The organism is Catenuloplanes atrovinosus (assembly GCF_031458235.1).
GTDB classification, from domain to species: domain Bacteria; phylum Actinomycetota; class Actinomycetes; order Mycobacteriales; family Micromonosporaceae; genus Catenuloplanes; species Catenuloplanes atrovinosus.
The window spans coordinates 8,113,392-8,125,879 of sequence record NZ_JAVDYB010000001.1 but is presented as its reverse complement, the minus strand read 5'-3'; the positions used below and the strand labels follow the sequence as shown (position 1 = coordinate 8,125,879).

Sequence of the window (12,488 nt, the reverse complement as noted above, 5' to 3'; positions counted from 1 at the left end):
TTTTTTGAGGAGACGTCCCAGCCGATGACCAACCCGATGTCCGTCACCGCGTCGAACGCCACGTCGAAGACCACCGGCTCCGCCGCCAAGCGGCCCGGGGGCGACGCCGACGCGTTCTCCTCGATGCTGGCCGACGAGGTGGACACGCGCCGGCCGGAGACCGCGCGCGCCGCCGAGCGCCCGGCCCGCGACACCGACGCGACGCGCCGGGACAGCGGCATCGGCCGGGACGACCGCGACATCCGCCAGGCCCGCGACACCCGCGAGCCACGCGCGACCCGCGAAACGCGGGACACCCGTGAGCCACGCGGGACCCGCGAAACCCGGGACACCCGTGAGCCACGCGCGGCCCGGGACGCCCGTGAGGTCCGGGACGCCCGTGAGATCCGGGACGCCGGTGACCCGCGGGACGTACGCGAGGCCACGGGCACGGAGAACACCAAGGACGCCGAGGGTACGGAGAAGGCCCCCGCCACGGCTCCGGCGGGGGACGACGCCGCGCAGGCGCAGACCGCCACCCCGGCCGCCGCCGTGCCGGTGGACGCCGCGACCGCGCTGCTCGCGTCCGTGATCCCGGCCTCCCCCGCGCCCGCCGGTGCCGCCACCGCGCCGGTGGACCCGGCCCAGACCGGCCAGGGCGCCCCGGCCGTCCCCGGCCTCGCGCAGGCCGCGGGCCCGACCGCAGCGCAGGCGCCGGTCACCGCCGCGCCGGCCGCCGCCGCCGAGGGCGCGCAGACCGGCGTGCCGCTGCCGGCCGGCTTCACGCCGGTGCCCGACGGCGAGACCGTCACGCTGCCCACGGACGTCACCGCGGTCCCGGTGGAGCAGCCGGCCACCACCGGCCCGGCCGTCACCACCGACGCCGCGGCCGCCACCACCGCCACGACGCCGGTCGCCGGCCAGGACGCCGCCACCACGGCCGGCGACGGCGGGCAGGGCGGCGGCGACGCGTCCGGGAGCGCGGCTTCGGCCGTACCCACGACGCCGCTGGAGACCGCGCCGGACGCGACCGCGGCCGGGCCGCAGACCGCGCCCACGCCGGGACTCGGCCCCGGGCGCACCGCGCCGCGCCCGGCCGGCACGCCGGACCCGGCGCTGGCCGCGGGCGCGGTCGCGCAGCCCGCCGCACCGGCGCCGGCCGCACCGGTCACCGCCGTCACGCCAACCCCGTCCTACGCCGGCACGCCGAACACGCCGCCGGCCCAGCAGGTCGCGATGCACATCGCGCCGCTGCGGCTGGAGGCCGACGGCATCCACCGGCTCACCGTGCACCTGCACCCGGTCGACCTCGGCCCGGTCAGCGTGGTGGCGGAGATCCGGGACGGCAACATCAACGTGCAGTTGTCCGGCGGCACCGAGGCCGGCCGGGACGCGCTGCGCAACTCGCTCAACGACCTGCGCCGGGAGCTGCAGGACGCCGGTTTCGGGAACACCAATCTCGACCTCGGCTCCGGCACGCCGCAGCAGAACGCGGACGCGTACCAGCGCCAGTTCGCGCTGCGCAACCAGAACCGGGGCGGCTACGGCCGCGGCTCCGACGTGGGCGGCGTGGACCAGCCCGCCGCGCCGGCCGGTGCCTCGCGCGGCTTCTTCACCGACCGCGGCGGCACGCGCCGCGTCGACACCACGGCCTGACCTGGGCCGGCCTGAGGGGGAACGATGACCACGCCCATCGGAGGCGGCACCGGATACACCAACATCGGCGATGTCCTGGGCAAGTCGAACCAGGAGGCCGCGAAGTCCAGCAACAAGCTGGACCAGGACACGTTCCTGAAGCTGCTGGTGGCGCAGATGAAGTACCAGGACCCGAGCAATCCGGCCGACGCCACCCAGTTCCTCACCCAGACCGCGCAATTCACCCAGGTGGAGAAACTCGGCGCGATCGCGGACAGCGTGTCGAAACTGAGCAGCATCGCGACCGGGCAGGAATCCATGCTGCAGAGCCAGCTGATGCTGGGCGCCAGCAATCTGATCGGGAAGACGGTGACCGCTAAGGATCCGGCCGGCGGTGCCGACATTACTGGTGTCGTCACGTCGGCGACATTTGGTGGCAGCACCCCGACGCTGAGAATCGGGGACAAGGATGTAGCGCTGTCAGACGTCAAGGATGTTCGTCAAGCCGCGAAGCCCAGCTGATCGTTTCGCGGTGAACAACCGGTCCAGCAACACACCACCGAACAAAGGAAACCACCTCTATGCTGCGTTCGCTGTTCTCGGGTATCGGCGGCCTCCGCGTCCACCAGCAGATGATGGACATCACGGGCAACAACATTGCCAACGTGAACACGGCTGGATTCAAGTCCAGTAACGCCGTCTTCCAGGACACGCTCAGCCAGATGGTTCGCGCAGCCGGCTCCCCGCAGGACTCGGTCGGCGGTACAAACCCCGCTCAGATCGGACTCGGCGTGAAGCTCGCCGGCATCAACACCAACTTCTCACAGGGCTCCGCGCAGACGACCGGGCGGAGCACCGACCTGATGATTCAGGGCGACGGCATGTTCGCCGTCAAGAACGGCAACGAGACCATGTACACCCGTGCGGGTTCGTTCTCGTTCGACACGCAGGGCTCTCTGGTCACGGTCGGTGGCCAGAAGGTGATGGGCTGGCTGGCGGAGGACGGCGTGGTCGACGCGAACGGCGCGATCGAGCCGATCAAGCTTCCGCTGGGTCAGACCATCGCGCCGAAGGAGACCGGCACCGTGACGCTGACCGGCAACCTCTCCGCGGAGGCGGCCACCACCGACCCCGCGATCGAGCTGCCGATCAGCGTGTTCACGGAGACCGGCGCGACCGAGAGCCTGACGCTCAGTTTCACGAAGACCGGCGACGACCAGTGGAGTGTGGCGTTGCCGAACGGCGGTGGCACCGCGACGATCGACTTCACCGACGGTGTGCCGACCACGCCGACGGTCACGCTGGGCGACTACACGGTCGACGTCAGCAAGATGACCGAGTACAGCGGCAAGACCAACCCGAAGCTGAACCAGGTGGACGGTAACGCGTCTGGCACGCTGGCCTCGTACAACATCTCGCAGACGGGCGAGATCGTGGGTGTCTTCACGAACGGCATGAAGTCGACCCTGGGTCAGGTCGCGCTGGCGAACTTCAACAACGTCGGCGGTCTGGAGAAGGTCGGGGACTCGATGTACCGGACCACCGTGAACTCGGGCATGGCGCAGGTGGGCACGCCGGCCGACAGCGGCCTCGGCACGCTCGCCAGCGGCATGCTGGAGATGTCGAACGTCGACCTCGCCTCCGAGTTCACCAACCTGGTCATCGCGCAGCGCGGTTTCCAGGCGAACTCCCGGATCATCACCACCTCGGACCAGATCCTCGAGGAGCTGGTGAACATCAAGCGGTAATCGCGCGTCAGCGTTCTTACCCGCCGGGGCGGGCCACATTCGTGGCCCGCCCCGGTTGCTTTTTTGTCGCGCTTTTCCGCTCAGTTCCGGCAACAGCTTGCGACCGGCCTGCTACCGCGTGATGGCTCACCTCACCGGCGCCGGAGTCGAAAAGTCTGTCGTACAGGCCACGGACGGCCTTCCAGCCCAGCCAAGCAGACGCCCAAGGACGGCCCATCCGTGATTCTGGTTACCCGCCTCAACGGCACGGTGTTCGCCCTGAACCCCGATCTCGTCGAACGTGCGGACTGCACGCCCGACACCGTCGTCACGCTCGTGGACGGCACCAAGTACATCATCTCCGAGTCCGTGCCCGAGTTCATCGACCTGATCATGGACTACCGCGCCGGCCTGATCGCCAAGGCGCAGCGCCTCGACTCCGCACCGCACCAGCCGGTGGACGACGACCCCGACCTCACCGACTCCGACCCGGAAACGACCGCGAAGGTCCTTCCGCTCCACCGAAAGGACCGTTGATGGACCTCGCGACGATCATCGGCGTAGTCGCCGCGCTCATCATCGTCTTCGTCGTGCAGGCGCTCGAGGGTGGTCACGCGAGTTCGATCATCCTGCTCCCGTCGATGCTCCTGGTGTTCGGCGGCGGTCTCGGTGCGGCCATGGCCGGCGGCATCATGAAGGACACCACCGGGCTCGGCGCGTCGTTCCAGAAGGCGTTCCTGGCCAAGGTGGTGGCGTCGGACAAGCTGGTCGAGGACGTGGTCAAGCTCGCCGAGCGCGCCCGCCGCGAAGGCCTGCTGGCGCTGGAGGACGCGGTCAAGGAGGTGCCGCACCCGTTCCTCAAGCGCGGCCTCCAGCTGGCGATCGACGGCACCGATCCGGAGGAGCTGCACGACATCCTGCACGCCGAGATCACCGCCAAGAAGAAGGCGGACAAGGCCGGGATCAAGATCTTCGAGAACATGGGCGGCTTCGCACCGACGATCGGCATCATCGGTACGGTCATGGGCCTCGTGCACGTGCTGGAGAACCTGGACAAGCCCGAGGGCCTCGGCCACGCGATCGCCGCGGCGTTCGTCGCCACGCTGTGGGGCGTGCTCAGCGCGAACCTCCTGTGGCTGCCGATCGGCAACCGGCTCTCCCGGCTCAGCGCGCTGGAGGTCGACCAGATGGAGCTGACCATCGAGGGCGTGCTGGCCATCCAGTCCGGCTCCAACCCGCGCCTGGTCGCCCAGAAGCTGCGCAGCCTGCTCCCGCCGGGTGGCAAGCCGGCCGCGGACGACAAGGCCAAGAAGGCCGCCTGATCCATGACCGACACGGAACGTTTTCACCATGAGGGGGGTGAGTGATGGCCAAGGCAGCCAAGCCCAGGAAGAAGGGCGGCCACGAGGAGCACGAGGAGCACGTCAACCACGAACGCTGGCTCGTCTCGTACGCGGACATGCTCACCCTGCTCTTCGTGCTGTTCGTGGTGCTCTACTCGATGAGCAACGTCGACAAGGCGAAGTACGCGGAGCTGGCGGCCGGCCTGAAGCAGGGCTTCGGCGCCGAGACGGCCGCCCTCCAGGGCAACGTCTCGCTGCTGGACGGCTCCGCCACGGACGCCAGCATCATGAACATCAACCCCGGCCTGGCCGAGGAGGTCTCGGGCGTGCCGAAGACCGCCACCCAGGACCAGATCGAGCAGGCGGTGGCGGCGGCCGACCGCAAGGAGGCCGCGGAGGACGTGGCGGCCGCCCGTGCGGAGGCCGAGAACCTCGAGAAGATCAAGCAGCAGATCGACGCGCAGCTGAAGAAGGCCGGCATGCAGGACAGCGTCAAGTACTCGATCGACGCGCGGGGCCTGATCGTCACCGTGGTCACCAACGAGGTCGTGTTCGCCGGCAACAAGGCGGAGCTGCGGCCCGGTGGCGCGAAGATCATCGACTCGGTCGCGCCTGCGCTGAAGCGGATTCCGAACAACGTCGAGGTCGACGGCCACACCAACCAGCTCGGCGTGGGCACCGGCGCCTACCCGAGCGGCTGGGAGCTCTCCTCGGCCCGCGCCTCGTCGGTGGTCCGGAAGCTGATCGCGGACGGCATCCCGGCCAAGCGCCTGATGGCGAACGGCTTCGCGGACACCCGGCCGCTGATCGACCCGAAGGACCCGCGCTCGGTGACCATGAACCGCCGGGTCGACGTCATCATCCTGACCACCCTCCCGGCGGACCAGGCGCAGCTGCTGCCCACGGTCGCCGGCACGTAACCCACCACCGACCTTTCACACCACATCGCGGGGAGATCTCCATGGCTAAGGACGACAAGGCACCCGAGGGCGACGCCCCGAAGAAGGGCGGCAAGAAGAAGCTCCTGATCATCATCATCGCGGCGGTCCTGCTGCTCGGCGGTGGCGGTGGCGGCGCGTACATGATGCTGGCCGGCGGCTCGAGCGAGGAGGAGACCGTGGCGGCACCGGAGCCGGGCGCGATCGTGGCGCTGGACCCGATCACGATCAACCTGGCCAGCGGCCACTACCTCAAGGTCGGCATCGCGCTGCAGGCCACCGCGACCGCGGCCGAGGAGCCGGACGGCAGCAAGGCGCTGAACCTGGCGATCGACCAGTACACCAACGTGGAGGTCGCCGAGCTGGAGACCGCGGAGGGCCGCGCAAAGCTCAAGACCGAGCTGGAGGAGAAGGTCAAGAAGGCCTACGAGGAAGAGGTCATGGCCATCTACTACACGACTTTCGTCACGCAATAACGGACATGTCGGTAACGTGCGAGGCGGGCTCCGGACCACGGAGCTCGCCGGGCACGCCGGCGCCGCCCAGGGGAGTTTGGGCGGTTTCCTCAGTGAAGGTCTCAAGATGCCGATGGGAACCGCGTGACCAAGTCGCCGTCCGCGGTCTCCGGCAAAGTCGCATCGGGCCGCATGTCGCGTCGCGGTGGAGGTACGGGCCCGCAGCCCTACGACTTCCGGCGCCCGATCAAGCTGTCCCGCGAGCACATGCGGAACCTGCAGATGGCGTTCGAGACCTACGCGCGCAGCTGCGGGACCTTGCTCACCACGCGCCTCCGCGCGGTCTCCCAGGTCGGCCTGCTCGCCATCGAGCAGCTCACCTACGAGGAGTACCAGACCCAGCTCAACAACCCGACCGTGCTGGCCGTGGTGACGCTGGAGCCGCTGACCGGCTCGATCCTCTTCGAGGTGCCGCTCAGCACCGCGATGGCCAGCATCGACCACCTGCTCGGCGGCCCGGGCGGTGCGCAGCCGGAACGCCCGCTGACCGACCTGGAGATGCCGCTGCTGCGCGCCCTGATCGAGAAGATGCTGGGCGAGTTGGCGTACGGGCTGGAGGCCATGGTCACGGTCCAGCCGAAGCTCGGCGCCATCGAGTACAACCCGCAGTTCGTCCGCACGATCGCGCCCGGCGACGCCGTGGTGGTCACCTCGTTCGAGATCCGCGTCGGCTCCGAGGAGTCGATCGCCAGCATCTGCATCCCGTTCGCCAGCATCCTGCCGGTGCTGGAGAAGCCGACCGAGGACGTGCAGCTGACCCCGGACGAGCGGATGGCGCTGCTGCGCGCGCAGAGCAACCTCACCACCGGGCTGTCGCTCGCGCCGCTGGACGTCGCGGTGCGCTTCCAGCCGATCCGCATGCGCACGGACGACATCGTCGATCTGCGCCCCGGCGACGTGGTGCCGCTCGGGCACCCGGTCACCGTCCCCCTCTCCGTCGTGGTCAACGACACCGTCTTCGCCCATGCCGTCCCCGGGACCCAGGGAGCGCGTCTCGCCTGCCTGATCGTGCCCTCGCCCAAGGAGGACTCCCGCAAATGACGCAGCCTCAGGGGGTGCACGCATGACCGCGGCCACCGTCACCGACTCGCAGCTGACGCTCGCGCGCTCCGCCGCCCAGGCCGCGCTCGCCGTGCTGCCCACCAGCACGCCGTTGCAGGTGGGGCAGCCGATGGCGGGCGCGATCACGGATCTGCCGGACGGCCAGGCGGTCACCGCGCGGTTCAGCGGCGCGGCCACCGGCGAGGTCGTGGTGATCGTCGGTGCGGACCTCGCGGAGGCGTTGCGGACCAGCCCGCTCGGCGAACTCGACCTGGCCACCGCGATCCGGCCGGCGCTGGAGGGCGCGGCCCGCGCGTTCGGCCCGGTCGTGCTGGACCCGGGCCAGGTGATGGAGCCGGCGGTCGCGATGAGCGCGCTGACCGTCAAGGGCGACCTGACGGTGAGCGTGCCGCTGCTGGAGGGCGGCGAGGTGCGGGCCGCGGTAGCGGTGCTGCTCTCGCCGTGGCCGTCCGAGGGCGCGGACGTGGCACCCCGGGCCGCCGCGCCGGCCACCGCGGTCCGCGCCGGTCTGGAGATGCTGCACGACGTCGAGATGGAGGTCTCGGCCGAGCTCGGGCGCACCCGGATGAGCGTGCGCGAGCTGCTCTCCGTCACGCCCGGCACCATCGTCGAGCTGGACCGTGCCGCCGGCAGCCCCGCCGACCTGCTGGTGAACGGGCGGCTGATCGCGCGCGGCGAGGTGGTCGTGATCGACGAGAACTTCGGCATCCGGATCACCGAGATCATGACTCCCAACGAGTAGGTGACGTCCCGTGCTCGAGCTCGTCCTCCGGATCACCTTCTCGCTGGCCGTGGTCTTCGGCCTGATGTGGGTGCTGGCCCGCCTGGTCAAGAGGCCGCTCACCGGCCGGCACAGCGGCGCCGCGCTGGACGTGCTGTCCCGCGCGCAGCTCAGCCGCGGCTCCTCGGTCGCGCTGATCCGGGTGGTGGACCGGGCGCTGATCGTGGGCGTGACGGAGGGCCAGGTGACGCTGCTCGGCGAGACCGACCTGGCCGCGGTCGAACGTCAGCTGGCCGGGCCGCTCGAACGGCGGAACCGGATCACGCTGCCCGAGCACGTCAAGCCCGGCGAGGACCTCAGCGGCGAGGGAGCCGAGGAGAGCGTGCTGGTGGAGCGCCCGCTGGACGGCCCGGTGACCTCCGGGCGTACCTGGTCACAGACCTTGAACTTCCTGAGGGAGCGGACGGTCCGCCGATGACCGCGAGGCGCACCACCGCACTGGTCGTCCTGCTCGGCTGCCTGCTGGTGCTGAGCGGTCCGGCGGCGGCCGGCGCCGCGCCCGCACCGCAGCCGACCGACCCCGGGACCATCGACATCAACATCAACGGTGGTGGCGACGCCGGTCAGCCGAGCACCTCGATCGTGCTGCTGATCGGCCTGACGCTGCTCTCCGTGGCGCCCGCGCTGCTGCTGCTCTGCACGGCCTTCACCAAGATCTTCATGGTCCTCGGCATCACCCGGAACGCGCTCGGCCTCACCTCGATGCCGCCGAACCAGGTCATCGCCGGTCTGGCCCTGTTCATCACGTTCTTCATCATGAGCCCGGTGCTGTCCGAGGTGAACGCGGCCGGCGTGCAGCCCTACCTCAGCGGCGACAAGGACCAGACCCAGGCGTTCAACGACGGCGTGCAGCCGCTGCGCGCCTGGATGCTGGATCACACCCGGCCGGACGAGATCGCGCTGTTCACCAAGGTCGCGAACGAGGAGCGCCCGGCCAACCCGGACGCCGTGCCGCTGACCACCCTGGTGCCCGCGTTCATCCTGTCCGAGCTGCGCGCCGCCTTCATCATCGGCTTCGTCATCTTCATCCCGTTCCTCATCATCGACATCGTGGTGTCCGCGTCGCTGATGTCGCTGGGCATGATGATGCTGCCGCCGGTGACCGTGGCGCTGCCGTTCAAACTGCTGCTCTTCGTGCTCGTCGACGGCTGGAGCCTGATCATCACCGCGCTCGTCGGCAGCTACGGCTGACGCTGCTACCGATCGGCCACTCGGCCGGAACCCGTTCCGCCACGCCGGTGCCGGAGAGTACTACTCAGCGGCGCACGAGCGCCGCGACCACTCGGCGAAAGGCGGAACATGACGGACACGCAGGTTGTGCACCTCGGGCTCGAGGCGATGACCATCGCCGCCAAGCTCTGCGCGCCCGTGCTGCTCACCGCGCTGGCCATCGGCTTCGCCATCTCGCTGTTCCAGTCCGTGACCCAGATCCAGGAGGCCACGCTCAGCTTCGTCCCCAAGGCCATCGCCTGCGGCGTCGCGCTGCTGGTCAGCGGCAACTGGATGCTGCACGAGATGCTGTCCTTCACCCAGGGCCTCTTCGACCGCATCCCCAGCCTGCTCGGCTGACACGTCTCCCCCACGCAGGGCCCGGGTTCCCCCACCCGGGCCCTGCCCCCTTCCGCCTCTCGCGAAGGCCCAAGATCTAGATCTTCCCGCTCCCGGCGCGGTCACCCTCCGCACGCTCCCGCGGGCCAACCTCCAGCTCCCCTCCGACTCCGCTGGCGCTCCGCTCCGGTCCGCCGTCCGGAGCCGCCGCTGGTCACCGAAACCCGCACGCGATTCCCGCCTCCCTCACCTCCCGCCACGCGCCCCCTCCACCCGCACCCGCCGACGTCCCCCCTGCCGCCCGTCGCCCGCCACCCGCGTACCCCCGCGGCTTTGCTCTGCTTACCTGACGCCTTTGCTCTGCTTACCGGACGGATTTGCTCTGTTTACAACACCAAACCGCCGCGAAAGCCGCAGGGCGACCGCCCACCGGCCGTGCCCGTTTCGGCCCCTTTCGTGCAGGTAAGCAGAGCAAAGGCGGGCGGGAGTGCGTCCGGCGCGGAGGGACGACGCGGGAATCCCGTGGCATGGGCGGCGGCCTCGCGGGACGGCGCGGACGGATGCCGGGCGGATCGTTCGGCAGCGGGTCGGGCGGACCGCTCGGCGGCGGACGAGCGGGGGCGAAGACGTGGCGGGCTGCTACCGAGTGGCGACCGGGCGGGTAACCGGGCCGCGACGGTGGTGGCGGAGAGTAGTTCTCAGCGGGGCACGAGCCACCGCGGAAACCGACGGAAGGCGGACTATGACCGACACGCAGGTTGTGCACCTCGGGCTTGAGGCTATGACCATCGCGGCCAAGCTGTGCGCGCCCGTGCTGCTCACCGCGTTGGCCATCGGCTTCGCCATTTCGCTGTTCCAGTCCGTGACCCAGATCCAGGAGGCTACGCTCAGCTTCGTGCCCAAGGCCATCGCCTGCGGCGTCGCGTTGCTGGTCAGCGGCAACTGGATGCTGCACGAGATGCTGTCCTTCACGCACACCCTCTTCGATCGGATCCCGAGCCTTCTCGGGTAGGCAGGAGCCGGCCGGGCGATGTTGTCGATGCAGCTCCAGACCGCGAACCTCACGGCACTGCTGCTCGCCATGGTGCGCGCGTCGGCGTGGCTGGCGCTCTGCCCGCCGTTCAACTCCCGCCTCATTCCGGGACGGATCAAGGCCCTGCTGGCGCTCGCGCTGGCCCTGCCGATGTCGCCCAAGCTCGCCGGTCAGGTGCCGGAGCTGGCGACATCGGCTCTTCTCATCAGCGTGGTGGAACAGGTGGTGGTCGGCGCGGCGCTCGGCTTCCTCACCGCGCTGCTGTTCGCCGCGATCCAGGCGGCCGGCGACATGATCGACCTGTTCGGCGGCTTCACGCTCGCGATGGCGTTCGACCCGCTCTCCCAGGTGCAGAGCTCGATCTTCGGCCGGTTCTACAACCTGCTCGCCGTGACGCTGCTGTTCGCCACGGACGGGCACCAGCTGGTGCTGCGCGGCTTCATGATGTCCTACACCACGCTGCCGCTCAACGACACGCTCTCCCTGGAGACGCTCTCCAAGCTGCTCACCGACGGCCTGGCGGACATGTTCCTGGCCGCGATCCAGATCGCCGGCCCGCTGATCGCGGTGCTGTTCCTCACGGACGTGGGCTTCGGCCTGCTCAACCGCGTCGCGCCGGCGCTCAACGCGTTCTCGCTGGGCTTCCCCGCCAAGATCTTCCTGGTGCTGTTGCTGGGCGGCACCGCGATCGCGGTGCTGCCCCGCGCGCTGAGCACCATCGTCGACAAGGCGGTCACCGCGGTCGTCACGCTCTCCGGGGCCTGAGCCGTGGGGGGTGAGACGTGAGCGGCGAGAAGACCGAGAAACCCACACCGCAGAAACTCAAGAAGGCCCGCGAGGAGGGCCAGATCGGCAAGACGCCCGACCTGGGCGCCTGGGCCGGGATCGCGGCCGCCAGCGTGCTGGTGCCGATGACGCTCGAGAAGGCGGTCGAGAAGTCGCGCGAGGCGCTGATGCGGGTGCCGGACGTGATGACCGACCCGGACGTGGGCACCGCGCTGAACATGTTCCGGGACGGGCTGCTGGGCTCGGCGTACGCGGTGGCGCCGCTCGCGGTCTCGATGATGCTGATCGGCATCGCCGGCTCCGGTGCGCAGGGCGGCATCCACGTCGCCACCAAGCTGCTGATGCCGAAGTTCTCCCGGCTCAACCCGCTGCAGGGCTTCAAACGGATCGTCGGTATGCAGGCGCTCTGGGAGGGCGTCAAGGCGCTGGTCAAGACGCTGGTGCTGGGCGCCGTGCTGTACTTCCAGATCAAGGACCTGATCCCGTCGCTGATGACGGCCGGCAACCTGCCGCTCGCGGTGCTGCTGGACATGGTCAAGGACGCGACGATCGCGCTGATCCGTACGGCCGCGCTGGCCGGCCTGGTGATGGCCGCGGCCGACTACTTCGTCGTGAAGATGCGCACCATGAAACAGCTGAAGATGTCGAAGCAGGAGGTGAAGGAGGAGTACAAGAAGACCGAGGGTGACCCGCACGTCAAGGGGCAGATCCGGGCGCGGCAGCACGCGATGGCGCGCAACCGGATGATGTCGGACGTGCCGAAGGCGGACGTGGTGCTGGTCAACCCGACGCACGTGGCGGTCGCGCTGCGGTACGAGCCGGAGAAGGGCGCGCCCCGGGTGATCGCCAAGGGGCAGGGCAACGTGGCGCAGAAGATCCGCGACCTGGCCACCGAGAACCGCATCCCGATGATCCAGGACGTGCCGCTGGCCCGCGCGCTCTACGGCAGCTGCGAGATCGGCACCGAGATCCCGGCCGAGTTCTACGGCGCGGTGGCCAAGGTGCTGGCGTTCGTGATGAGCCTGAAGTCCCGCGGCTCCGCGGCCGGCACGCACCGCCTGGCGGCATAACGCTCAACTTCCGCGCGTACCGGCCGATCGGAACGTCGCCAGGACGGCACCTTCGGCAAGGGGCACGGACC

The 12,488-nt window shown here is 69.8% G+C and carries 15 protein-coding genes; all 15 read left to right on the top strand.

Features of this window, described 5'->3' with window-relative positions; translation table 11 throughout:
- Nucleotides 1–24 precede the first annotated feature (24 nt).
- The 15 genes from J2S41_RS36275 (at nt 25) to flhB (ending at nt 12,417) form a co-directional block, all read left to right on the top strand.
- Complete coding sequence (locus J2S41_RS36275) at nt 25–1,635, top strand: flagellar hook-length control protein FliK (RefSeq protein WP_310374881.1); 1,611 nt, start codon at nt 25–27, stop codon at nt 1,633–1,635.
- Nucleotides 1,636–1,659: 24 nt separating this feature from the next.
- A complete protein-coding gene (locus J2S41_RS36270) occupies nt 1,660–2,136 on the top strand; it encodes a flagellar hook assembly protein FlgD (protein WP_310374879.1) in 477 nt (158 codons plus the stop codon).
- A 59-nt stretch (nt 2,137–2,195) separates the two neighbouring features.
- Nucleotides 2,196–3,362, top strand: a complete 1,167-nt coding sequence (locus J2S41_RS36265) for a flagellar hook protein FlgE (protein WP_310374877.1) — start codon at nt 2,196–2,198, stop codon at nt 3,360–3,362.
- Nucleotides 3,363–3,581: 219 nt separating this feature from the next.
- Nucleotides 3,582–3,878 (top strand): flagellar FlbD family protein, encoded by a 297-nt coding sequence (locus tag J2S41_RS36260; RefSeq protein WP_310374875.1) that lies wholly within the window; start codon nt 3,582–3,584, stop codon nt 3,876–3,878.
- Complete coding sequence (locus J2S41_RS36255) at nt 3,878–4,663, top strand: flagellar motor protein (protein ID WP_310374874.1); 786 nt, start codon at nt 3,878–3,880, stop codon at nt 4,661–4,663. Before J2S41_RS36260 ends, J2S41_RS36255 begins: the two co-directional genes overlap by 1 nt.
- A 44-nt stretch (nt 4,664–4,707) precedes the next feature.
- Nucleotides 4,708–5,604, top strand: a complete 897-nt coding sequence (locus J2S41_RS36250) for a flagellar motor protein MotB (protein ID WP_310374872.1) — start codon at nt 4,708–4,710, stop codon at nt 5,602–5,604.
- 41 nt (nt 5,605–5,645) lie between these two features.
- The gene (locus J2S41_RS36245; protein ID WP_310374870.1) at nt 5,646–6,098 is read left to right on the top strand and encodes a flagellar basal body-associated FliL family protein; all 453 of its coding nucleotides are present in this window, start codon (nt 5,646–5,648) and stop codon (nt 6,096–6,098) included.
- A 171-nt stretch (nt 6,099–6,269) separates the two neighbouring features.
- The gene (locus J2S41_RS36240; RefSeq protein WP_310374869.1) at nt 6,270–7,178 is read left to right on the top strand and encodes a flagellar motor switch protein FliM; all 909 of its coding nucleotides are present in this window, start codon (nt 6,270–6,272) and stop codon (nt 7,176–7,178) included.
- Between the two features lie 22 nt (nt 7,179–7,200).
- Nucleotides 7,201–7,941 (top strand): flagellar motor switch protein FliN, encoded by a 741-nt coding sequence (gene fliN / locus J2S41_RS36235; RefSeq protein ID WP_310374867.1) that lies wholly within the window; start codon nt 7,201–7,203, stop codon nt 7,939–7,941.
- Between the two features lie 10 nt (nt 7,942–7,951).
- The gene (locus J2S41_RS36230) at nt 7,952–8,398 is read left to right on the top strand and encodes a FliO/MopB family protein (protein ID WP_310374865.1); all 447 of its coding nucleotides are present in this window, start codon (nt 7,952–7,954) and stop codon (nt 8,396–8,398) included.
- The gene (gene fliP / locus J2S41_RS36225; protein ID WP_310374863.1) at nt 8,395–9,171 is read left to right on the top strand and encodes a flagellar type III secretion system pore protein FliP; all 777 of its coding nucleotides are present in this window, start codon (nt 8,395–8,397) and stop codon (nt 9,169–9,171) included. Before J2S41_RS36230 ends, fliP begins: the two co-directional genes overlap by 4 nt.
- A 108-nt stretch (nt 9,172–9,279) precedes the next feature.
- On the top strand, nt 9,280–9,549 hold the full coding sequence (gene fliQ / locus J2S41_RS36220; RefSeq protein ID WP_310374861.1) for a flagellar biosynthesis protein FliQ: 270 nt from the start codon (nt 9,280–9,282) through the stop codon (nt 9,547–9,549).
- A gap of 721 nt (nt 9,550–10,270) precedes the next feature.
- Nucleotides 10,271–10,540, top strand: a complete 270-nt coding sequence (fliQ, locus tag J2S41_RS36215; protein WP_310374859.1) for a flagellar biosynthesis protein FliQ — start codon at nt 10,271–10,273, stop codon at nt 10,538–10,540.
- Between the two features lie 18 nt (nt 10,541–10,558).
- The gene (fliR, locus tag J2S41_RS36210; RefSeq protein ID WP_310374857.1) at nt 10,559–11,326 is read left to right on the top strand and encodes a flagellar biosynthetic protein FliR; all 768 of its coding nucleotides are present in this window, start codon (nt 10,559–10,561) and stop codon (nt 11,324–11,326) included.
- Between the two features lie 17 nt (nt 11,327–11,343).
- Nucleotides 11,344–12,417: a flagellar biosynthesis protein FlhB gene (flhB, locus tag J2S41_RS36205; RefSeq protein ID WP_310374855.1), complete on the top strand. Its 1,074-nt coding sequence runs from the start codon at nt 11,344–11,346 to the stop codon at nt 12,415–12,417.
- The last annotated feature ends 71 nt before the right edge of the window (nt 12,418–12,488 follow it).